General features: G+C 50.3%; 21 protein-coding genes and 1 rRNA gene. 14 read left to right on the top strand and 8 right to left on the bottom strand.

Going from position 1 to position 22572, the window contains the following annotated elements; translation table 11 throughout:
• Positions 1-459: ribosomal RNA gene (locus ACOZIO_RS15685) — 16S ribosomal RNA — on the bottom strand; the annotation flags it as partial.
• Between the two features lie 512 nt (positions 460-971).
• Here ACOZIO_RS15685 and ACOZIO_RS15680 point away from each other — a divergent pair.
• Positions 972-1661, top strand: a complete 690-nt coding sequence (locus ACOZIO_RS15680; RefSeq protein WP_129954164.1) for a FadR/GntR family transcriptional regulator — start codon at positions 972-974, stop codon at positions 1659-1661.
• Here the strand turns inward: ACOZIO_RS15680 and rbsR are convergent.
• The 7 genes from rbsR to kup all read right to left on the bottom strand — a co-directional run bounded on the left by rbsR (position 1644) and on the right by kup (position 9559).
• Positions 1644-2654 carry a ribose operon transcriptional repressor RbsR gene (gene rbsR / locus ACOZIO_RS15675; RefSeq protein ID WP_129954162.1) on the bottom strand — a complete coding sequence of 337 codons (1011 nt, stop codon included), beginning with the start codon at positions 2652-2654 and terminating at the stop codon, positions 1644-1646. The two genes, ACOZIO_RS15680 and rbsR, sit on opposite strands and share 18 nt — an antisense overlap.
• Positions 2655-3584, bottom strand: a complete 930-nt coding sequence (gene rbsK, locus ACOZIO_RS15670) for a ribokinase (RefSeq protein WP_421595483.1) — start codon at positions 3582-3584, stop codon at positions 2655-2657.
• A 67-nt stretch (positions 3585-3651) separates the two neighbouring features.
• Positions 3652-4542 (bottom strand): ribose ABC transporter substrate-binding protein RbsB, encoded by an 891-nt coding sequence (gene rbsB, locus ACOZIO_RS15665; RefSeq protein WP_129954158.1) that lies wholly within the window; start codon positions 4540-4542, stop codon positions 3652-3654.
• Positions 4543-4565: 23 nt separating this feature from the next.
• Positions 4566-5537 (bottom strand): ribose ABC transporter permease, encoded by a 972-nt coding sequence (gene rbsC / locus ACOZIO_RS15660; protein WP_129954156.1) that lies wholly within the window; start codon positions 5535-5537, stop codon positions 4566-4568.
• Between the two features lie 6 nt (positions 5538-5543).
• Positions 5544-7049, bottom strand: coding sequence for a ribose ABC transporter ATP-binding protein RbsA (gene rbsA / locus ACOZIO_RS15655; RefSeq protein WP_421595482.1), 1506 nt, complete (start codon positions 7047-7049; stop codon positions 5544-5546).
• A 7-nt stretch (positions 7050-7056) separates the two neighbouring features.
• On the bottom strand, positions 7057-7476 hold the full coding sequence (gene rbsD, locus ACOZIO_RS15650; RefSeq protein ID WP_129954152.1) for a D-ribose pyranase: 420 nt from the start codon (positions 7474-7476) through the stop codon (positions 7057-7059).
• A 214-nt stretch (positions 7477-7690) separates the two neighbouring features.
• Complete coding sequence (gene kup / locus ACOZIO_RS15645; protein ID WP_129954150.1) at positions 7691-9559, bottom strand: low affinity potassium transporter Kup; 1869 nt, start codon at positions 9557-9559, stop codon at positions 7691-7693.
• Between the two features lie 267 nt (positions 9560-9826).
• Here kup and ravA point away from each other — a divergent pair, with 267 nt between their 5' ends.
• From ravA to atpG, 13 genes are all read left to right on the top strand, one after another.
• Entirely contained in the window at positions 9827-11335 is a 1509-nt protein-coding gene (ravA, locus tag ACOZIO_RS15640; protein WP_421595481.1) for an ATPase RavA, read from the top strand.
• Between the two features lie 2 nt (positions 11336-11337).
• Complete coding sequence (gene viaA / locus ACOZIO_RS15635; RefSeq protein WP_421595480.1) at positions 11338-12807, top strand: ATPase RavA stimulator ViaA; 1470 nt, start codon at positions 11338-11340, stop codon at positions 12805-12807.
• 21 nt (positions 12808-12828) lie between these two features.
• Positions 12829-13290, top strand: coding sequence for a transcriptional regulator AsnC (asnC, locus tag ACOZIO_RS15630; RefSeq protein WP_421595479.1), 462 nt, complete (start codon positions 12829-12831; stop codon positions 13288-13290).
• Positions 13291-13378: 88 nt separating this feature from the next.
• The gene (gene mioC / locus ACOZIO_RS15625; RefSeq protein WP_217138554.1) at positions 13379-13822 is read left to right on the top strand and encodes an FMN-binding protein MioC; all 444 of its coding nucleotides are present in this window, start codon (positions 13379-13381) and stop codon (positions 13820-13822) included.
• 379 nt (positions 13823-14201) lie between these two features.
• A complete protein-coding gene (gene mnmG, locus ACOZIO_RS15620; protein WP_129991559.1) occupies positions 14202-16091 on the top strand; it encodes a tRNA uridine-5-carboxymethylaminomethyl(34) synthesis enzyme MnmG in 1890 nt (629 codons plus the stop codon).
• A 131-nt stretch (positions 16092-16222) separates the two neighbouring features.
• On the top strand, positions 16223-16843 hold the full coding sequence (gene rsmG / locus ACOZIO_RS15615) for a 16S rRNA (guanine(527)-N(7))-methyltransferase RsmG (protein WP_129954138.1): 621 nt from the start codon (positions 16223-16225) through the stop codon (positions 16841-16843).
• Positions 16844-17492: 649 nt separating this feature from the next.
• The gene (atpI, locus tag ACOZIO_RS15610) at positions 17493-17891 is read left to right on the top strand and encodes a F0F1 ATP synthase subunit I (protein ID WP_129954135.1); all 399 of its coding nucleotides are present in this window, start codon (positions 17493-17495) and stop codon (positions 17889-17891) included.
• Between the two features lie 22 nt (positions 17892-17913).
• Positions 17914-18696: a F0F1 ATP synthase subunit A gene (gene atpB, locus ACOZIO_RS15605; protein WP_129954133.1), complete on the top strand. Its 783-nt coding sequence runs from the start codon at positions 17914-17916 to the stop codon at positions 18694-18696.
• A gap of 49 nt (positions 18697-18745) precedes the next feature.
• A complete protein-coding gene (atpE, locus tag ACOZIO_RS15600; RefSeq protein WP_004093904.1) occupies positions 18746-18985 on the top strand; it encodes a F0F1 ATP synthase subunit C in 240 nt (79 codons plus the stop codon).
• A gap of 65 nt (positions 18986-19050) precedes the next feature.
• Positions 19051-19521, top strand: coding sequence for a F0F1 ATP synthase subunit B (gene atpF / locus ACOZIO_RS15595; protein WP_120133800.1), 471 nt, complete (start codon positions 19051-19053; stop codon positions 19519-19521).
• 14 nt (positions 19522-19535) lie between these two features.
• The gene (gene atpH / locus ACOZIO_RS15590) at positions 19536-20069 is read left to right on the top strand and encodes a F0F1 ATP synthase subunit delta (RefSeq protein WP_015699277.1); all 534 of its coding nucleotides are present in this window, start codon (positions 19536-19538) and stop codon (positions 20067-20069) included.
• Between the two features lie 12 nt (positions 20070-20081).
• Positions 20082-21623 carry a F0F1 ATP synthase subunit alpha gene (gene atpA, locus ACOZIO_RS15585; RefSeq protein ID WP_013577682.1) on the top strand — a complete coding sequence of 514 codons (1542 nt, stop codon included), beginning with the start codon at positions 20082-20084 and terminating at the stop codon, positions 21621-21623.
• Positions 21624-21694: 71 nt separating this feature from the next.
• Positions 21695-22558 (top strand): F0F1 ATP synthase subunit gamma, encoded by an 864-nt coding sequence (gene atpG / locus ACOZIO_RS15580; RefSeq protein ID WP_013577683.1) that lies wholly within the window; start codon positions 21695-21697, stop codon positions 22556-22558.
• Positions 22559-22572: the final 14 nt, after the last annotated feature.

Below are 22572 nucleotides of genomic sequence, written 5' to 3'. Positions count from 1 at the left end.
TGATGCCTTCCTCCTCGCTGAAAGTGCTTTACAACCCTAAGGCCTTCTTCACACACGCGGCATGGCTGCATCAGGCTTGCGCCCATTGTGCAATATTCCCCACTGCTGCCTCCCGTAGGAGTCTGGACCGTGTCTCAGTTCCAGTGTGGCTGGTCATCCTCTCAGACCAGCTAGGGATCGTCGCCTAGGTGAGCCATTACCTCACCTACTAGCTAATCCCATCTGGGCACATCCGATGGCGTGAGGTCCGAAGATCCCCCACTTTGCTCTTTCGAGGTCATGCGGTATTAGCTACCGTTTCCAGTAGTTATCCCCCTCCATCAGGCAGTTTCCCAGACATTACTCACCCGTCCGCCGCTCGCCGGCAAAGTAGCAAGCTACTTCCCGATGCCGCTCGACTTGCATGTGTTAGGCCTGCCGCCAGCGTTCAATCTGAGCCATGATCAAACTCTTCAATTAAAAGTTCGATTTGCTTAAACATGTTAAGCGGTGCTCAGAGATTACTTCGTAATAATTCAACTAAATGAATTACTGCTTGGTCACTCTAAGACTTGATATTTTTTGCCACCGAAGTGGCTGATATCGTCTTGTGAGTGCCCACACAGATTGTCTGATAAATTGTTAAAGAGCATGCCGCGGTTCGCAAGGAATCTTATGCGGCGCGGGAGGCGTATATTACGTTTTCCCGCTGAAGAGTCAAGAGATTATTCATTCGAACATTCTTCTTTTTCTCTTCCTGGCCAGGCGACTTGTCAGTCGTTGTTCCCGGTCAGTGGAGGCGCATTATAGGGAGTTCTCAGAAGCCCGCAACCCCTAAATTAACTTTTTTTATCAACCGGTCATTAATCCAACAATTTTGCCCGAAATGGATAAATATCGACCGTTTTCCGCTAAAAACATCCCCGTTTTAAGCCGGAGCCTGGAGTAAACTCTCCTTTATAATAAGAGAAAGACATTCAGGAATACCTTACATGCTACTCAATGCGCATCAACAAGCGGCTCAACGTAACCTTTCTTATCTTCTTGCGGAGAAAATTGCACAACGTATTTTGTCTGGGGAATATCCGGAAGGCGCCATTCTTCCCGGCGAGAATGAGTTAGGAGAGATTTTTGGGGTCAGCCGCACGGCCGTGCGTGAAGCCGTAAAAACGCTGACGGCCAAGGGGATGCTTTTACCTCGTCCGCGAATTGGTACCCGGGTGATGCCACAATCAAGCTGGAACTTTCTCGATCAGGAATTACTGACCTGGTGGATGACCCGCGAAAACTTCGATCAGGTGATGGCACATTTTATTGTTTTGCGCAGAGCTCTCGAACCTCAGGCCTGCGCCTTAGCGGCACTCGCTGCCAGTAAAGAGCAAACGCATCAGCTCTCCCTCTATATGTATGAGATGCGCCAGCTACATAACAACTTCGATCGGGAACGTTGGATAACAGTAGATACGCAATTTCACCAGCTTATCTATGAAGCGGGGAAAAATCCGTTCCTGACTTCTTTCGCGAATTTATTCAGCTCAGTGTATCAGAGCTATTTTCGGGCAATTACCGGCAATGAGGTGATTAAGCTGGAGCATCACCAGCGGCTGACGGATGCCATTCTGGCCGGTGATGCCAATGCAGCACTTCTGGAATGTCAGAGCCTGTTACTTACCGATGAGTGATCCCACCGACTGACGCACGACCAGCTCCGGCGTTAATACTAATACCTGTGGTTGTGAATCCGGGTCTTGCAACCGATGTAGTAATGCATCAACGGCCAGTTCTCCCAGCGAGTCTTTAGGTTGATGGATTGTTGTCAGCGGCGGCATCATATATTGCGCTAACTGGATATCATCGTAACCCATCACGGCGACATCCTCAGGGACGCGCAATCTGCGCTGATAAAGAGCCTGATACACGCCAACCGCCATCGCGTCGTTACCGGCGAAAACTGCATGAGGCGGTTCAGGTAGCGCCAGCAACTTTTGCATTGCGGCTAATCCGCCTTCAAATTCAAAATCACCACTCACTTCATAACCGGGCAAAATCTTCAGACCTGCTTTCTCCATCGCCTGACGATAGCCACTGAGTCGTTCCTGCGCAGTCGTTTTATCCAACGGGCCGGTAATACAGGCGATGCGATGATATCCCTGACGGATTAAAAACGCCGTCGCCATTTCGCCGCCCAGCAGCGCGTTATCCTGAATAATATCTATCGCGCCATCAAACGGTGACCAGTCCATCATCACAATCGGCAGTGACGGATACCGGCTGATCGCATCTTTCGATGGCCGGTGGTTTTCAGTACACATGATGAGCAACCCATCGACCCGCTTTTGCAACAGCGTCTCCAGGCTGCGGTTCATACGCTCTGCATCATTATCTGTATTGCATAAAATGAGGCTGTATCCACGCTCATAACAACTGCGCTCCACTCCGCGCACGACTTCCGAATAGAAAGGGTTACTGCTGGCCGTCAGCAACATACCGAGAGTACGGGTCTGATTCAGCTTGAGGCTGCGGGCTAATGCGGAAGGCGCGTAGTTAAGTTGTTCTACGGCAGCATTCACTTTCTCAGCGATGGACTCACTGACAAAACGATTCTTGTTGATAACATGGGAGACTGTCGAGGTTGAAACGCCCGCAAGGCGGGCGACATCTTTCATGGTGGCCAATCAGGCCTCCTGTTGTGCGAGGAAATCGTCTATTTCGTTACGCCACGGAACGGAAGGTTGGGCACCAGGGCGCGTCACGGCAATCGCCGCCGCCGCATGCGCGAATCGTACCGCGCTATCCATCGTTTTACCTTCAAGCAACGCGGTGACTAATGCACCGTTAAAAGTATCACCTGCTGCTATTGTATCGACGGCTTTCACGCGAAACCCCGCCACCAACTTTCCTTCGCCGTTCTGGCTGAGCCAGACGCCTTTACTGCCCAGCGTAATGATGACGGTTGCGATACCTTTTTCATGCAAAGCTTTCGCAGCACATGCGGCAGCTTCATTACTGTCAACTTTAATTCCCGTCAGCTTTTCAGCTTCGGTTTCGTTCGGGGTGATTATATCCACCCGCGCAAGTAATTCACCCGGCAATTCGCATGCAGGAGCCGGATTGAGGATCACCTGTGTACCGTTGTCTTTGGCAATCTTCGCTGCCGCAATCACCGTATCAAGAGGGGATTCCAGTTGCATTAATAAAGCAGAAGCCCCGATGACCTGCTGTTTATAGCGATCAAGGTATGCCGGGGTGACAGCTTTATTAGCTCCCGCATCGATACCAATAACATTCTCACCTTCCGCATTCACAAAAATCAGCGCTACGCCAGTGGTAGTGTCTTTAATGGCTTCAATGGGTTGCGTGTCAATATGGTCACTGGCCAGCTGCTTGCGAACGCGCTCACCAATATCATCATCTCCCACACAAGCAATAAAAGAAATATCAGCACCACTGCGACCGGCTGCAACGGCCTGATTCGCCCCTTTGCCGCCAAAGGCTACGGTATACTGCTTGCCAATAACCGTTTCGCCCGGTAGCGGGAATTGGTTGATATTCAGAATGTGGTCAGCGTTGATACTGCCGAGTACCACCAGTTTGCCGGTTTTCATGTGGAGATCCCTGAGTCAAATAGCGCCTCCATCAGAAGGCGCAGTTACAGCGTAGATAAAAAGAGTATTACGGCTGAGCAACCAGTTTCAAATCAACAGGGATAACAGCAGGCACTTTTTCACCTTTCAATATTTTGTCTGCGGTCTGAACGCCGATCACACCGATTTGTTCAGGGCGCTGCGCAACGGTCGCACCCATTTTACCGCTGTTAACCGCTTTGATACCGTCTTCGGTGCCGTCAAAGCCAACAACCAGCACATCCGTTTTACCGGCAGTTTGCAGGGCGCGCAATGCACCGAGCGCCATTTCATCATTCTGAGCGAACACGGCCTGTACATCCTGATGTGCAGTCAGCAGGTTCTGCATAACGTTCAGGCCCTTGGTGCGGTCGAAGTCAGCAGGCTGGCTGGCGAGGATCTGGAAATGGTGTTTTTCAGCAGCCTGAGCAAAACCTTTACCACGTTCACGGGCAACAGACGTCCCGGCGATCCCTTCGAGTTCAATGACTTTAGCGTTTTCACCCAGTTTCTTGGCAATGTAATCACCGGCCATTTTACCACCGAAGGCGTTATCCGATGCAACGTGGCTGGCCACAACCCCCTTAGTAGCCTGACGGTCAAGGGTGATCACCGGGATTTTCGCCTGGTTTGCCATCGCAACGGCATTGCCTACCGCATCAGAATCAGTCGGGTTGATCAGCATCAGCTTAGTGCCACGAACCGTCAGATCCTGTACGTTTGCCAGTTCTTTCGCCGGGTTATTCTGAGAGTCAAGAACCACCAGGTTATAACCCAGTTTGTCCGCCTCTTTCTGCGCACCGTCTTTCATGGAGACGAAGAACGGGTTGTTCAGCGTGGAAACCACCAGCGCAATGGTATCTTTCGCCAGAACGTTAGCACTGAAAGAAGCGGTGATCGCTGCAGCGGAAACCCAGACAGCCAGTTTTTTCATATTCATGGTCATAAGTCCTGTAGGAGAGGTTATTTGTTGCTTTTGTTATCCACCAGAACCGCCAGCAGGATGACAACTGCTTTTACGATCATCTGGTAGTAGGAAGAAACACCTAATAAGTTCAAACCGTTATTCAGGAAGCCAAGGATCAATGCACCGATCAGCGTTCCAACAATGCGTCCTTTTCCCCCGGACAGGCTGGTTCCCCCTAATACCACAGCGGCAATCGCATCCAGCTCATAACCTGTACCCGCGTTCGGCTGCGCAGAGGATAATCGCGCCACTTCAATGATACTGGCCAGAGCGGCTAACAACCCACACAGGGAATAGACGATAATTTTAACTTTATCGACGCTGATACCTGACAGACGCGTAGCGGATTCGTTACCGCCCAGCGCGTAGATATAACGCCCTAGCCGGGTGTGATGCAGCATGTACCACGCCGCAATAAACACCACAGCCATCAGCCAGACGGGCGTCGGGATACCCAGCGGGCGACCGATACCAAACCAGCCAAATACATCAGCGACATCATTAAAACCGGTACTGATCGGGCTGCCGTTGGTATACACCATTGTGATACCGCGCAGCAGCAACATCATGACCAGCGTGGCGATAAACGCCTGAACCTTACCTTTGGCCACAATCATACCGGTGACGCCACCCACAGCGGCACCCAGCACCAGCGCAGCCCCCACAGCAACCAGCGCATTCACTTCCAGTCCGACAATCGAGGCGGCAACAGCACCGGTCAGCGCCAGCAAAGAGCCGACGGATAAATCGATACCGGACGTCAGGATCACCAGCGTCATACCCACCGCCATAATGGCGTTGACGGACGTCTGCTGAAGGATGTTAAACAGGTTGTTAACCGTAAAGAAATTCGGGCTCATGGAAGAAACCACGGCAATCAACACCAGCAGCGCAATCAGAGACTTTTGCTCCAGCAACCACTCTTTACTGATCCAGCGCTTTTTGGCTGGCAATGTCTGAGAACTCATATCTGATTACTCCTGCGTCACGCCGTATTGCTTGCCGACAGCAGCTGCCATCAACACTTCTTGCGTAGCCTGTTCTATCGGGAATTCACCGCTTAAATGACCTTCATGCATCACCAAAACCCGGTCACTCATGCCAATCACTTCCGGCATTTCTGAGGAAACCAAAATGATGCTCAGCCCTTCGCGCTTGAACTGGTTTATAAGCTGGTAAATTTCTTTTTTAGCACCAACGTCAACGCCGCGCGTCGGTTCGTCGAGGATCAGAACTTTCGGCCGCGTCATTAATCCACGGGCAATCGCCACTTTTTGTTGATTACCGCCGGACAGCAGGCCGATGGTCTGCATCATTGACGGTGTTTTGATATTGAAAAGGCGGATGAAATCGCCGACAGCCTGCTGTTCGTCGGCATGCTTAAGGCTCCCGCCGGTGTGACTGAAATAGCGCAACGCGGTCAGTGACATGTTTTCTTTCACAGACATACCGAGCACCAAACCATCGCGCTTACGGTCTTCAGAAATGTAAACAATACCGTTTGCCAACCCGTCTTGCGGAGAGTGAGTCACCACTTCGCGGCCATCTAGCGCCACATAACCACTTTTACGCGGTAGCGCGCCGTAGAGAATTTTCATCAGTTCGGTACGGCCGGCACCCATCAAACCGGAAATCCCCAGGATTTCGCCGCTGTACAGTTCAAAGCTGATGTTGTTCACTCCCGGTCCGCTGATATCACGCACCTGCAGGCGCAGCGCACCGCGTTCATGATTAATACGCGGGTATTGTTCCTCCAGACGGCGGCCCACCATCATTTCAATCAACGTGTCTTCTTCCAGTTCGCTGACCGGACGCTCTGCAATGAACTGCCCGTCACGAAATACCGTCACGTCGTCGCAGATTTCGAAGATTTCTTTCATGCGGTGTGAGATATACACCACGCCACAGCCGGCAGCTTTCAGTTCGCGTATAACGCTAAATAAAGAAGCGGTTTCAGTATCGGTCAGGGCATCGGTCGGCTCATCCATAATGATGACTTTGGATTCAAAGCTAAGCACTTTAGCTATTTCGACCATTTGCTGGTCGCCGATGGATAAATCCCCCACCAGCCGGTCACTTTTGTAACGCAGATTCAGGCGCGCCAGCAGTTTATCGGCTTCGGCATACATCTTCTTCCAGTTGATACGGCCAAAACCGTTTACAAACTCACGGCCAAGGAAGATGTTTTCAGCAATAGTCAGTTGAGGGATCAGATTTAATTCCTGATGGATAATCCCGATCCCGGCTTCCTGCGATGCTTTCGGACCGTTGAACGTCGCTTCCTTACCCAGAAAACGTACTGAGCCGGCATCTTTTTGATAGATGCCGGTCAGCACTTTCATCATGGTGGACTTGCCCGCGCCGTTTTCCCCCACCAACGCCATCACTCGTCCCGGATAGACGCTGAGCGCCGCGCCGGAAAGGGCTTTCACGCCGGGAAAGGCTTTATCAATGCCTGTCAGTTGCAGCAAAGGTTGCATAAAAGCCTCAGAAGGTTACGCCGGCACACAGAATAATGTTCGCATAAGGCGAACATTCCCCGCTGCGGATCACAGCCCGACTTTTTTCGCTTTGCGCTTTGAATGCCTCATGGCTGACGTAATCCAAAGCAATGGTGTTTCCCTGGTGTTGTTCGAGTTGTGTCAATTGGGCGAGCAACGCTTCATGGAGTTGAGGATTTTTAGTCTGGATTTCCTCGGCGAGGATAGCCCGCTCAACCTGCATCTCGTGTGTCACTACCTCTAAGACTTGTAAAAAGGTGGGGACTCCCTGGGTTAATGCCAGATCGATGCGTTGGCAAGCTGCTGGCACCGGAAGACCGGCATCGCCAATAACCAGCTGATCGGTGTGGCCTAACCGGGCAATAACATGTGAGATTTCGGCATTTAACAGCGGTGACTTCTTCATTGTGAACTCCTACAGCGAAACGTTTCGCTCATTGAAGAGTTTATAAAGATTAGCGGACATGGCAACGAGCTAGTGATGGAATTGTGATCAGCGTCGAAACGTTTCGCTGACTGATTCGGAAACAACGTGGAAATTTGAGTTATCGTTTAAGAAAGGCAGGAGCAGAAATAAAACAGGGCACCCGAAGGTACCCTTTGAGCGGCAGAAATGGGGATCAGATTTCCACCTGCGTGCCGAGTTCGATCACCCGGTTAGGCGGAATTTCAAACTGATCGGGCGCACGCAGGGCATTACGGCTGAGCGCCATAAAGAGTTTCCCACGGAAGTACAGATACCACGGGCGCTTGGTCAGGATCAGCGATTCATGCGACATGAAGAATGACGTTTCCATCATCCGGCACGGTAATCCTTCCAGACCACAGCGATGGAATACTTCTTCCACGTTCGGCGTTTCTTTAAACCCGTAACTGGCTACTACACGCCAGAACGTCGGTGACAGCTGCTCGATGGTGACACGCCGGACATTATGCACATAAGGCGCATCTTCCGTGCGCAGCGTCAGCAGTACCACGCGCTCATGCAATACTTTGTTGTGTTTGAGGTTGTGCAGCAATGCAAACGGAATGACGTTGATGGCACGAGACATATACACAGCCGTTCCCGGAACACGCACCGGCGGAGATTTTTCCAGAGAGGCGATCATCGCCTCCAGGGAATTCCCATGCTCGTTCATACGGCGCATAAGGCGGAAGCGTTCGCTCTTCCAGGTGGTCATCACGATGAACATGCACAAACCCAGCGTCAGTGGCAACCAGCCACCGGAGAACAGTTTGGTGGCATTCGCCGCGAACAGCGGGATATCCATAAACAGCAGACCGATCAGTAAAAGTCCGACCAGGAAGGGTTTCCAGTGCCAGTTTTTGAGCGCAACCGTACAGGAAAGTATGCTGGTCAGCACCATCGTACCGGTCACGGCAATACCATAAGCCGCCGCCAGATTGCTCGAATGCTCGAAGCTGGCGATAACAATAACCACCGCAAAATAAAGCAGCCAGTTGATAGCCGGAATGTAAATCTGGCCAGCTTCCATTTCTGACGTATGGATAATGCGCATTGGCGGTAAATAGCCCAAACGTACAGCCTGGCGGGTCAGGGAAAACACGCCCGAAATAACTGCCTGGGAGGCGATAATGGTCGCGAGTGTTGCCAGAATCAGTAACGGGATTAATGCCCAGTCAGGCGCCAGCAGGAAGAACGGGTTCTTAATCGATTCCGGGTTTTTCAGCAATAATGCGCCCTGACCGAAATAGTTCAGCACCAGAGAAGGCAGTACCACGGTGAACCAGGCCAGACGGATAGGGAATTTCCCGAAGTGGCCCATATCGGCATATAACGCTTCAACACCGGTAATCGACAGAACCACTGCACCGAGCGCCAGGAAGGAGAACGACTTATGCTCGATAAAGAAGTTAACTGCCCACATAGGGTTCATGGCGCGTAGCACTTCAGGATTCTGCATAATACTGTTGACGCCAAGCACCGCCAGCGTCAGGAACCACAGCAACATTACCGGTGCAAACAGTTTGCCCACAATGCCGGTACCATGCTTCTGAATAATGAAAAGCAGCGTCAGAACAGTAATAGAAAGAGGAACGATATAAGGATCGAGCGAAGGGGCTGCGATTTCCAGACCTTCCATTGCGGAAAGTACTGAAATAGCCGGAGTGATCACCACTTCACCATAGAAGAAGCTTCCCCCGATCAGGCCGAGAATGACCAGAACGGCAGTGGTTCGCGCCGACGTGTTTCTGCCTGCCAGAGACATCAGCGTCAGAATACCCCCTTCGCCTGCGTTGTCCGCCCGCATCACATAAGTGAGGTACTTGAGCGAAACAATGAGGATTAACATCCAAAAAATCAGAGAAAGAAAGCCAAAAACGACGCTGGGTTCAACGTTAAAACCATAATGACCAGAAAAACACTCTCTTAAGGTATAGAGAGGACTGGTACCAATGTCGCCATAGACCACACCAATGGCGGCCAGGGTTACTGCTGGGAGTGACCGTTTATGTTCAGTGCTCATATTTCGTTTCTTTTTTGCTCGAACATCCGTAAGCGATGTGTGCGCTCAGACTTATGATGCCCACTAAAAGGCGCACAGTATGCACGAATAAATCAGATTGCCTACCCTTAAATGCGCAGTGAAACCGGCGTTCTTATGAACGAGGTCGCATTTTTGATAATAGAAAATTTTTAGTAATCAACAAGCTATAACGATAAAAATAAACGTGGAATATCGTCACCAGCCAGTACACTATTCAATAACTTAATGGATACCGAAAGAGACAGTATGGCGCAATTTCCCCTTTTGGCAGAACGGATAGCCCGTCTTGCCAACGCATTAGAACATGGCCTGTACGAACGGCAGGATGCCATACGACTTTGCCTTTTGGCCGCCCTGTGCGGCGAAAGCGTTTTCCTGCTGGGGCCGCCGGGCATTGCAAAAAGTCTGATCGCCCGTCGCCTGAAATTCGCGTTCCGCCATGCCCGCGCTTTTGAATATCTTATGACACGCTTTTCCACGCCGGAAGAAGTCTTTGGTCCGCTATCAATTCAGGCCCTGAAAGATGAGGGCCGCTATCTGCGTCTGACCGAAGGTTATTTGCCGGAAGCTGAAATTGTCTTCCTTGATGAAATCTGGAAAGCCGGTCCCGCCATTCTCAACACGCTTCTGACCGCCATCAACGAGCGCCGGTTCCGTAATGGCGAGCGTGAAGAAGCAATACCTTTACGTCTGCTGGTCAGCGCTTCCAACGAATTACCCGAAGCTGATGGTGGTCTTGAGGCACTGTATGACCGCATGCTGATCCGTCTGTGGCTGGATAAAGTGCAGGATAAGCAAAATTTTCGCTCACTGCTGACCAGCCGTAACAATGAAAACACTAATCCGGTGGCAGAGTCTCTGAGTATCAGTGATGAAGAATACCAACAATGGCAGCCGGAGATCGACAAAGTCAATCTTTCAGACAGTTGCTTTGAGCTGATCTTCCAGCTGCGCCAGCGCCTTGATGCCCTGGATACTGCGCCTTATGTTTCTGACCGTCGCTGGAAAAAAGCCCTGCGCCTGTTGCAGGCCTGTGCATTTTTCAGTGGCAGAAAAGCGATTACCCCGGTGGATCTGATCCTGCTGAAAGATTGTTTATGGCATGATCTCAATACGTATAACCTCCTGCACACTCAGATTGAGCAACTCATTACTGAGCAGGCTTATCAGCAGCAGGCATTGCTGATGAAAATCCAGCAGCTTAATCAGCAGTGGATGCAACATCAGCAACAACAGAGCACGCGTCAGTCAATCAAACTGAGTAAGAAAGCCGGGATTTTCAGCCGCAAGCCACAATACAGCCTGCCAGAATCACTCAATACCCCCAATCTGACCTTGTTATTGCAAACGCCTTTGCACCTGCATGAAATAAAAGTCACACACTTATTATTCGAACGCAGCATCCTGGAAGAATGGCTAAATAAAGGGGGCGTAATGAAAGCCAAACTCAACGGGATTGGTTTTGTACAAACCGTGGATTTGGAAATCGATGACAAACAGCAAATTCTGGTGCTGGATGTGAGCCGTCAGAGCACACCACTGACACTGCCCGGTCATGCGCATATTGCTGTTCCCGACGAAATGAAAAATACGCTCAATGACCTGACCGCAAAACTGGCGCAGCAGAGGCATGAATTCAGCCAGCAGCAAAACTGCCTGTTTGTTCCGGCTGAATGGATGGCAAAAATTGAAGCCAGCCTGCTGCAGGTGGCTGAACAGTTGCGTCATCAGCAACAGACATTCAGCGGTCACTGATCATGTTCAGTCTCGAGTCACTGGATCTGCTGCTGGCGATCAGCGAAGCCGAACTGATTGAAGAACTGATTGTCGGCTTGCTGGCGGCGCCTGCACTGGTCGTTTTCTTCGAGAAATTTCCCCGTCTGAAGCGTGCATTAACCCGGGATCTTCCGGAATGGAAATTGCGCCTGCGCCAGAGGATCCACGAAACGCCGGTTCCTCATGAGCTGGCCAAAGAATTCTACCTTTACCAGCACTGTCAGCAGCTTGATGCCACGTCTTTTCAGTCCGGTCTCGCTTCCCTCATCGATGAACTGGTGCAACTCAGTTCTCCATTTGCTACAGAAGCCCGTACCTTACAGGAAAATAATGAAGCTTCGCGTACGTCAAAAACCGGCAATATCTTTCATACTTTATTCCTTCAGCGCTGGCGCCTGAACCTGACCTTCCAGACGGTGAACGTTCATCATCAGTTGCTCGAACAGGAACAGGAGCAATTGCAGGAAGAATTGCTGCAACGTCTGCAGCTCAGCAGCGAGTTATCCCCTTTATTAGCCGAGAACGACACTGCAGCCGGACGTTTGTGGGACATGAGTAAAGGGAAGCGGCTGCGGGGTGATATTCAGTCACTGGCACGGTTTGGCGCTTTCCTTCAGCAGCAGCCTGAACTGATGCATCTGGCCGAACAACTGGGCCGCAGCCAGACGGCCAAAACCAGTCCACATGAAGATGCAAAAATGGAAACGCACCGGCTGATGGTGCGCGAACCCGCGACAGTGCCGGAAGAAGTGAACGGCATTCATCAGAGCGATGATATTTTGCGCCTCATGCCGACGGAGCTGGTGACGCTGGGGCTGCCTGAGCTGGAATATGAATTCTATCGTCGTTTGCTGGAAAAGCGTTTGATGACATATCGCCTGCAAGGGGATGTCTGGCGTGAGAAAGTGGTCAAACGGCCGGTGGTCTATCAGCAACAGGAACCGCAACCGCGCGGGCCTTTTGTGGTCTGCGTCGATACGTCCGGTTCCATGGGCGGCTTTAACGAACAGTGCGCCAAAGCATTCTGTCTGGCATTACTGAAGATCGCTCTGGCGGATAACCGCCGATGTTACATCATGTTATTTGCCAGTGAAGTGATCCATTATGAACTGACCTCTAACGGTGGCCTGGATCAGGCGCTGCGCTTTCTGGGACAACATTTTCGCGGCGGTACCGATCTGGCAGCCTGCCTGAATGCCACACTGGATAAACTTGCTTCTCCGCAGTGGGAAGATGCCGATGCCGTGGTGATCTCGGACTTTATCGCCCAGCGGTTGCCAGATGAAGTACAAATGAAGGTCAGGTCACTGCAGCGCGAAAAACATCACCGCTTTCATGCCCTGGCAATGTCACACTATGGTAAGCCCGGCATCCTGCGAATTTTCGATCATATCTGGCGCTTTGATACCGGGGTTAAAAGCCGCGTACAGCGACGCTGGCAGAGAAATTAAGCCCACAAGAGAAAGATGACCATGACTGAAATTTACCAGCTCGATGAGCTTGATCGCGGGATCCTCAACGCCCTGATGGACAATGCCCGTACGCCTTATGCCGAACTGGCAAAATTGTTTACAGTCAGTCCGGGGACGATCCACGTACGCGTAGAGAAAATGAAGCATGCAGGCATCATTACCGGTGCGCATATTACCGTCAATCCCAAACAGCTGGGTTACGACGTATGCTGTTTTATTGGCATCATTTTAAAAAGTGCCAAGGATTACCCCTCTGCCCTGAAAAAGCTTGAGAATATAGAAGAAGTGGTTGAAGCCTATTACACCACCGGGCATTACAGTATTTTCATCAAGATCATGTGTCGTTCGATTGATTCCCTTCAGCATGTACTTATCAACAAGATCCAAACAATTGATGAGATCCAATCAACCGAGACCCTGATCTCTCTGCAGAACCCCATCACACGCACCATCCAGCCCTGACATCTGATTTCTATACCCCTATTATCCACAGGTAGATCCCAGCTCATTCACAGCGTACAATAGTCTCCTTTTCCCGGGTGAGAGCATTATGTCTGACATTACCCTGATCAGTGGCAGTACGCTTGGCAGCGCCGAATATGTTGCAGAACATGTGGCAGAGAAACTGGAAGAAGCCGGTTTTTCCACCCAATTATTTCATGGCCCGGAGCTGTATGAAGTCCCGCAGGAAGGGATCTGGCTGGTTGTGTGTTCAACTCACGGCGCAGGTGAACTGCCCGACAACTTGCAACCGTTTATGGAGCAGTTGGAAGAGCAGCAACCGGATCTGTCTAAAGTTCGCTTTGGTGCCTTAGGATTGGGCAGCAGTGAATATGACACTTTCTGTGGCGCGATCAATTCCCTGGATAACAAACTGACGTCATTAGGGGCAAAAAGGATCGGTGATCGCCTTGAGATCGACGTGACGCAATACGAAATTCCTGAAGATCCCGCTGAGGTTTGGGTGATCAACTGGATTAATTTGATCAAATAAGTGTAAATTTCAGGCGATCAGATGTGGATAACTAGGCTTAAAAGCAGGGTAAAACCCGTAGTTATCCCTCTAACAACCCCTGTACGCTTTTCATGCTGTGTATAACTCTCACTTCTGATCCCAGCTTATACTGTCCAGGATCACCGATCATTCACAGCATTCGATCCTTCTTAGCATGCTGATCTTAATAAACAAAAAAGACTTATGCACAGAGGATCGCGATCCTAATAGAAGTATTAATAAGAGATCTTTAAATAAAAAAGATCTTCTTTTAATTAGTGAAGATCCCCGGGGGCTTGTGGAAGCTCAAAACTTGAGTAGAATCCCTCCTCCCAACGCCATACAAAGAAAGTTCGCTTGAACGCCGAGGTGCAGTCGCATGTTTTATCCGGATCAATTTGACGTCATCATCATAGGTGGTGGCCATGCAGGTACTGAAGCTGCAATGGCTTCTGCACGCATGGGACGTCAGACCTTATTACTCACCCACAATATCGACACGCTGGGACAAATGTCGTGTAACCCTGCTATTGGCGGGATCGGGAAAGGACATCTGGTTAAAGAAGTCGACGCACTGGGTGGTCTGATGGCCACGGCCATCGATCATGCCGGCATTCAGTTTAGGATACTAAACGCGAGCAAAGGCCCTGCTGTCAGAGCGACCCGTGCTCAGGCTGACCGTGTTCTGTACCGCCAGGCTGTCCGTACCGCTTTGGAAAACCAGCCAAACCTGATGATCTTCCAGCAACCTGTTGAAGACCTGATCGTTGAAAACGATCGTGTCGTTGGTGCTGTGACCAAAATGGGGCTGAAATTCCGCGCTAAATCGGTTGTACTGACTGTCGGCACTTTCCTGGATGGAAAGATCCACATCGGTCTGGAAAACTACAGCGGAGGCCGTGCAGGGGATCCTCCTGCAATTTCTTTGTCTCAGAGACTGCGAGAGCTACCTCTGCGCGTTAACCGTCTCAAAACCGGTACACCACCGCGTATCGATGCCCGTACCATTGATTTCAGCGTACTGGCACAACAACACGGTGATAATCCGGCGCCGGTATTCTCGTTCATGGGTAATGTGTCGCAGCATCCGCGCCAGATCCCGTGTTACATGACGTATACCAACGAAAAAACCCATGATGTGATCCGCAACAACCTGGATCGCAGCCCGATGTATGCCGGGATCATCGAAGGGATCGGCCCGCGTTACTGCCCGTCGATCGAAGATAAAGTCATGCGTTTTGCCGATCGCAATTCGCATCAGATCTTCCTGGAACCGGAAGGACTGACCAGCAACGAAGTGTATCCGAACGGGATTTCAACCAGCCTGCCATTTGATGTACAGATGCAGATCGTCCGCTCAATGCAGGGGATGGAAAATGCGGTGATCGTTCGTCCCGGCTATGCCATTGAATACGATTTCTTCGATCCGCGTGATTTGAAACCAACGCTGGAAAGTAAATTTATCGCGGGTCTGTTCTTTGCCGGACAAATCAACGGTACGACGGGTTACGAAGAAGCCGCTGCGCAGGGCTTACTCGCCGGTATGAATGCCGCCCGTTGCGCCAGTGAAGAAGACGGCTGGGCACCACGTCGTGATCAGGCTTACCTCGGTGTGCTGGTTGACGATCTGTGTACGCTTGGCACTAAAGAACCGTACCGTATGTTTACGTCACGTGCTGAATATCGACTGATGCTGCGCGAAGACAATGCTGATTTACGTTTGACAGAAAAGGGCCGTGAGTTAGGCCTGGTTGACGATGCCCGCTGGGCACGCTTCAACGAAAAGTTGGAAATGATCGAGCAGGAGCGTCAGCGTTTGCGGGGTATCTGGGTGAACCCTCATCATGCCCAGGTTGATGAAATCAACGCGCATCTTTCTGCCCCGCTTTCTAAAGAAGCCAGTGCGGAAGAGCTGCTGCGTCGTCCTGAAATGACCTATGAATTAATCACCCGACTTTCCCCGTTCGCTCCTTCTGTTCCGGATGTGCAGGCGGCAGAACAAGTGGAAATTCAGATAAAATATGAAGGTTATATTGCCCGTCAGCAGGAAGAGATCGAAAAACAGCAGCGTAACGAAAATACGGTGCTGCCTGTCGATCTTGATTACCGGCAGGTGAATGGCCTTTCAAATGAAGTGATCGCCAAACTTAACGATCACAAGCCAACCTCCATTGGTCAGGCCTCACGGATCTCCGGTATTACGCCGGCTGCAATCTCAATTTTGCTGATCTGGCTTAAAAAACAAGGTTTGCTGCGCCGCAGCGCATAAACGACTGCTCTGATGACCGCCCTTGGTATCCCGAAGCGGCGGTCGATTCTTACTTTTCCCATCATTCTGTATGTTTTATCATTTTTAAACCGGGTTGTTCCCGGCATATCGATTCTGTCTGAGGATTCACCGTGCATAATAAACTCGACTCGCTGCTTGCTGCGGCAGGAATAGCGTTACCCGATCAGCAAAAACAACAACTGATTGGCTATGTTGAACTGCTGCATAAGTGGAACAAAGCCTACAACCTGACATCTGTCCGTGACCCGATGCAGATGCTGGTACGTCATATTATGGACAGCATTGTGGTGAACGAGCATTTGCAAGGTAGCCGTTTCATTGACGTTGGCACCGGCCCGGGTTTACCGGGGATCCCTCTGGCCATTGTTCGCCCTGATTCACACTTTACGTTGCTGGACAGCCTGGGTAAGCGCGTGCGTTTTTTGCGTCAGGTTCAGCATGAGCTGGGGCTGAAAAATATCGAGCCTATACAAAGTCGTGTGGAAGAATTTGTGCCGAATCCACCTTTTGATGGGGTGATAAGCCGTGCTTTCGCATCAATGCAGGATATGCTTTCCTGGTGTCACCATCTGCCCGTGAAAGGTGAGGGGCATTTTTATGCCTTAAAGGGTGTACGTCCTGATGATGAACTTGCTGCGCTGCCGGCAGGGATTACTCTGAAGTCAGTCATTAAGCTGCAGGTACCCGAACTTGACGGCGAACGTCATCTGATAATTCTTAGCGCAAACTAAAGTTGCGATTTATCAAAAAAGATTTAAAAAAAACATGTGTTAACTTAGTTAAAATGAGCAGGCTAATTATATAGCAGGGAAGAACACCCAAACACCGCTTTTTTACACCCTGATAGCATTTCTGAGATGTTTTTATTTTAATCCGGAGCGTAATAGTCACTTTTGAAATTGAACGGGCATCAAGCTGCTGATATTCAATTTGTAATGAAAATGTTGTTATTTGTTGGGTTGTTGTGTAAATAAATCGAGCCTATTTTTAAATAAGTTTGATATTCGAGCAGTATTTCATTAACAATTTGATTTATATGGCTTTTAAAAAGCCTGTTTAGCTAAAGACATTGAAAGCATGCTGGGTATATAAAGGGATTAGCGTTAATTATGTGATCCAGTGCACGCTTCTTTGTCGGGTGATGAAATAACCGAACCAAAGTAAAAAGGGCAAATTCAGCTATAGTTTGGTTGGCAAAATAGTGATGAAGAGGAAAATTTAAATAATTGTTCACCTTTTCGCTACTTATCCATTGAATTCGTTCCTGTGCCCCGTATAATTTGCTCGGTTTTTGCTGCTTGACTCAAAACAGTAAAGGCAGTGATATACGGCATTCAGTATACCTCCAGCTAGGTACTCGATACGGAGAGAACAAACGTCATGTCTGTATCCGGTATTTTACACAGTACACAGAGTGTGAAGGTTGCCAGAAAGCTATTGATACTGCAGTTATTGACCTTTGTTCTGCTCAGTGCAGTATTTGGTTTAAAAAGCCTGGAATGGACCCTATCGGCTCTTATGGGTGGGTTGGCCGCTTGGTTACCAAATATACTGTTCATGCTGTTTGCATGGCGTCATCAGGCGCAAACAACGGTCTCTGGACGGGTTGCCTGGTCCTTTGCAATTGGAGAAGCGCTGAAGGTGCTGGCTACGGTGATCTTAATGATTATCGCACTTGGCCTGTTTAAAGCGGCTTTTGCTCCGTTGGGGTTGGCCTATTTATCGGTGTTGATGACTCAGATTTTGGCACCGGCCGTCATTAACAGTTACCGTACTTAACTACTAAAGGGTAAGAGGCATCATGTCTGCATCAGGAGAAATCTCTACTCCACAAGAGTATATCAGTCACCATCTGACTCAGCTTCAGATCGGGACGGGATTCTGGTCGATTAACATCGATTCGATGTTTTTCTCCGTGTTCCTCGGAGTACTCTTTCTGGTTATTTTCCATCGCGTAGCCAAAAACGCCACCAGCGGTGTCCCGGGGAAGCTGCAAACCGCAGTTGAACTGGTCGTTGGTTTCGTCGACAGCAGCGTGCGTGACATGTATCACGGCAAGAGCAAAGTGATTGCACCTCTCGCGCTGACCGTCTTCGTCTGGGTGTTTATGATGAACCTGATGGATTTGCTGCCAATTGATTTGCTGCCGACTATCGGTGAAAAATTGCTTGGTCTGCCTGCGTTGCGTGTGGTTCCAACGGCTGACGTGAACATCACGTTGTCCATGGCGCTTGGCGTATTCATTCTGATTCTTTTCTATAGCATTAAGATGAAAGGCTTTGGCGGTTTCATCAAAGAACTGACAATGCAGCCATTCAATCATCCGGTTTTCATTCCGATTAACCTGATTCTTGAAGGTGTCAGCCTGCTGTCTAAACCAGTTTCACTGGGTCTGCGACTGTTTGGCAATATGTATGCGGGTGAGTTGATCTTCATCCTTATTGCTGGCCTGTTGCCGTGGTGGTCACAGTGGATCCTGAATGTGCCTTGGGCCATTTTCCACATCCTGATCATTACGCTGCAAGCCTTTATTTTCATGGTTCTGACGATCGTCTATCTCTCGATGGCATCTGAAAAACACTGATTTTCTTTCAACACTACTGCGTTTTAACTGAAACAAACTGGAGACTGTCATGGAAAACCTGAGTATGGATCTGCTGTACATGGCTGCCGCTGTGATGATGGGCCTGGCGGCAATCGGTGCTGCAATCGGTATCGGCATCTTGGGTGGTAAATTCTTGGAAGGTGCTGCACGTCAGCCTGACCTGATCCCTCTGTTGCGTACACAGTTCTTTATCGTTATGGGTCTGGTCGATGCAATCCCAATGATTGCGGTTGGTCTGGGTCTGTACGTGATGTTTGCTGTCGCCTAACATTGAGCTTGCTCACTGTTAATCGAACTACATCAAATAATTCACTTTGAAAGAGGCATTGTGCTGTGAATCTTAACGCAACAATCCTCGGCCAGGCTATCGCGTTCGTCCTGTTTGTCGTGTTCTGCATGAAGTACGTATGGCCGCCAATTATGGCTGCCATCGAAAAACGTCAGAAAGAAATTTCTGAAGGTTTATCTTCCGCAGAACGCGCAAAAAAAGAGCTGGACTTAGCGCAAGCCGATGCGACCGACCAACTGAAGAAAGCCAAAGCTGAAGCTCAGGTAATCATCGATCAGGCGAACAAGCGTAAAGCCCAAATCGTCGACGAAGCAAAAGCTGAAGCCGAGCAGGAACGTAACAAGATCGTGACGCAAGCCAAGGCAGAGATTGACGCCGAACGCCAACGCGCCCGTGAAGAGTTGCGTAAGCAAGTCGGGATTTTGGCCATTGCTGGCGCCGAGAAGATCATCGAACGTTCCGTGGATGAAGCTGCTAACAGCGACATCGTTGATAAACTGGTCGCTGAACTGTAAGGAGGGAGGGGCTGATGTCTGAATTTGTAACTGTAGCTCGCCCCTACGCCAAAGCAGCTTTTGACTTTGCCGTTGAGCACCAAAGCTTAGACCGCTGGCAGTCCATGTTAGCGTTCACGGCTGAAGTCACGCGCAATGAACAAATCGAAGAACTGCTTTCCGGTGCTAGCGCGCCTGAAACTTTGTCTAAAACGTTTATTGCCGTATGTGGTGACGAACTCGACGACGCAGGCCAAAACCTGATTAAGGTGATGGCTGAAAATGGACGTTTACGCGTTCTACCGCAAGTACTGGAGCAGTTTATTGAACTGCGCGCCTCTCTTGAGGCTGTTGCTGAAGTTGAAGTAACTTCAGCAAATCCGCTTACGGAAGAACAGCAGGCAAAAATTGCCGCTGCGATGGAAAAACGTCTGTCTCGCAAAGTTAAGCTGAATTGCAAAATTGACAAGTCTGTTCTTGCCGGTGTCGTAATCCGTGCAGGTGATATGGTGATTGATGGCAGCGTTCGCAGTCGTCTGGAACGCCTGGCAGACGTCTTGCAGTCTTAAGGGGACTGGAGCATGCAACTGAATTCCACCGAAATCAGCGAACTGATCAAGCAGCGCATTGCTCAGTTCAATGTGGTGAGCGAAGCTCACAATGAAGGTACTATCGTTTCCGTCAGTGACGGGATCATCCGCGTGCACGGCTTAGCCGATGTCATGCAAGGCGAAATGATTGCGTTGCCGGGTAACCGTTACGCTATCGCCCTGAACCTGGAGCGCGACTCTGTAGGTGCCGTTGTAATGGGCCCTTACGCTGACCTCGCCGAAGGTATGAAAGTAAAATGTACTGGCCGTATCCTGGAAGTTCCTGTTGGCCGTGGCCTGTTAGGTCGCGTTGTTAACACCCTGGGTGCGCCAATTGATGGTAAAGGTCCGGTAGAGCACGACGGCTTCTCAGCTGTTGAAGCGATCGCACCTGGCGTTATCGAACGTCAGTCCGTCGATGAACCTGTGCAGACAGGTTATAAGTCCGTTGATGCCATGATCCCAATCGGTCGTGGTCAACGTGAACTGGTCATCGGCGACCGTCAAACCGGTAAAACCGCTCTGGCGATCGATGCGATCATTAACCAGCGTGATTCCGGCATCAAATGTATCTATGTGGCTATCGGCCAGAAAGCGTCCACTATTTCTAACGTGGTTCGTAAACTGGAAGAGCACGGCGCACTGGCAAACACCATCGTTGTTGTTGCAACTGCATCAGAATCTGCTGCACTGCAATACCTGGCACCGTACTCCGGTTGCGCAATGGGTGAATACTTCCGTGACCGCGGTGAAGACGCACTGATCGTTTATGATGACCTGTCTAAACAGGCTGTTGCTTACCGTCAGATCTCCCTGTTGCTTCGTCGTCCACCAGGTCGTGAAGCTTACCCAGGCGACGTTTTCTATCTCCACTCCCGTCTGCTGGAACGTGCTGCGCGTGTAAACGCCGAGTATGTTGAAGCATTCACCAAGGGTGAAGTGAAAGGCAAAACGGGTTCCCTGACTGCGCTTCCAATCATCGAAACGCAAGCGGGTGACGTTTCCGCATTCGTTCCGACCAACGTAATTTCGATTACTGATGGTCAGATCTTCCTGGAATCTAACCTGTTCAACGCCGGTATTCGTCCTGCGGTTAACCCGGGTATTTCGGTATCCCGTGTGGGTGGTGCTGCTCAGACTAAGATCATGAAGAAACTGTCCGGTGGTATTCGTACCGCTCTGGCACAGTATCGTGAGCTGGCTGCGTTCTCGCAGTTCGCTTCAGATCTGGATGAGGCAACCCGTAAACAGCTGAACCACGGTCAGAAAGTGACTGAGCTGCTGAAACAGAAACAATACGCTCCGATGTCAATCGTTGCGCAGTCTCTGATTATCTTCGCAGCAGAACGTGGTTATCTGGAAGACGTTGAGTTGTCTAAAGTCGGTAGCTTCGAAGCGGCACTGTTGGCTTACGCCGACCGTGAGCACGGCGAGCTTCTGCAGCAAATCAACCAAACTGGTGCGTATAACGATGAGATCGAGGGTAAATTCAAAAATATCCTTGATACCTTCAAAGCAACCCAGTCCTGGTAACACCTCGCGGCCTTGCTGCCCTGCCTCTGGCAGATAAGCAGCAGGCCGTTTGGTAATGAGGAGAAGCAGAGATGGCCGGCGGAAAAGAGATACGTAGTAAGATCAGCAGCGTGCAAAACACGCAAAAGATCACTAAAGCGATGGAAATGGTCGCCGCCTCCAAAATGCGTAAAACGCAGGATCGCATGGCGGCCAGCCGTCCTTATGCAGAAACCATTCGTGAAGTGATTGGTCACCTTGCGCTTGGGAATCTGGAATACAAGCACCCGTACCTGGATGAGCGTGAAATTAAGCGCGTCGGGTATCTGGTGGTGTCTACCGACCGTGGTCTTTGTGGTGGTCTGAACATTAACCTGTTCAAGAAACTGCTGTCAGAGATGAAAGGCTGGTCCGAAAAAGGTGTTGAAGTTGATCTCGCACTGATCGGTTCCAAAGCAGCTTCTTTCTTCGGCTCCGTTGGGGGCAACGTTGTTGCTCAGGTGACTGGCATGGGGGATAACCCTTCTCTGTCAGAACTGATCGGGCCGGTGAAAGTGATGTTGCAGGCTTTCGACGAAGGTCGTTTAGACAAGTTATGCGTTGTTAGCAATAAGTTCGTCAATACCATGTCCCAGGAACCACGTATCGTTCAGTTGTTGCCTCTGCCACCTGCAGAAGACGGCGAACTGGCGAAAAAATCCTGGGATTACCTGTATGAGCCGGACCCTAAAGCACTGCTGGATACTCTCCTGCGTCGCTATGTGGAATCCCAGGTTTATCAGGGCGTCGTAGAAAACCTGGCCAGCGAACAGGCCGCGCGAATGGTAGCGATGAAAGCCGCAACCGATAACGGCGGCAGCCTGATCAAAGAGCTGCAGTTGGTATACAACAAAGCTCGTCAGGCCAGCATCACTCAGGAACTCACCGAGATCGTCGGGGGAGCCTCCGCGGTTTAAGCTAGGTTTACGAA

It is taken from the genome of Rahnella sp. PD4 (assembly GCF_049199325.1).
GTDB lineage: Bacteria > Pseudomonadota > Gammaproteobacteria > Enterobacterales > Enterobacteriaceae > Rahnella > Rahnella perminowiae.
The sequence above is the reverse complement of the archived record's forward strand: the minus strand, read 5'-3'. Positions and strand labels throughout refer to the sequence as shown.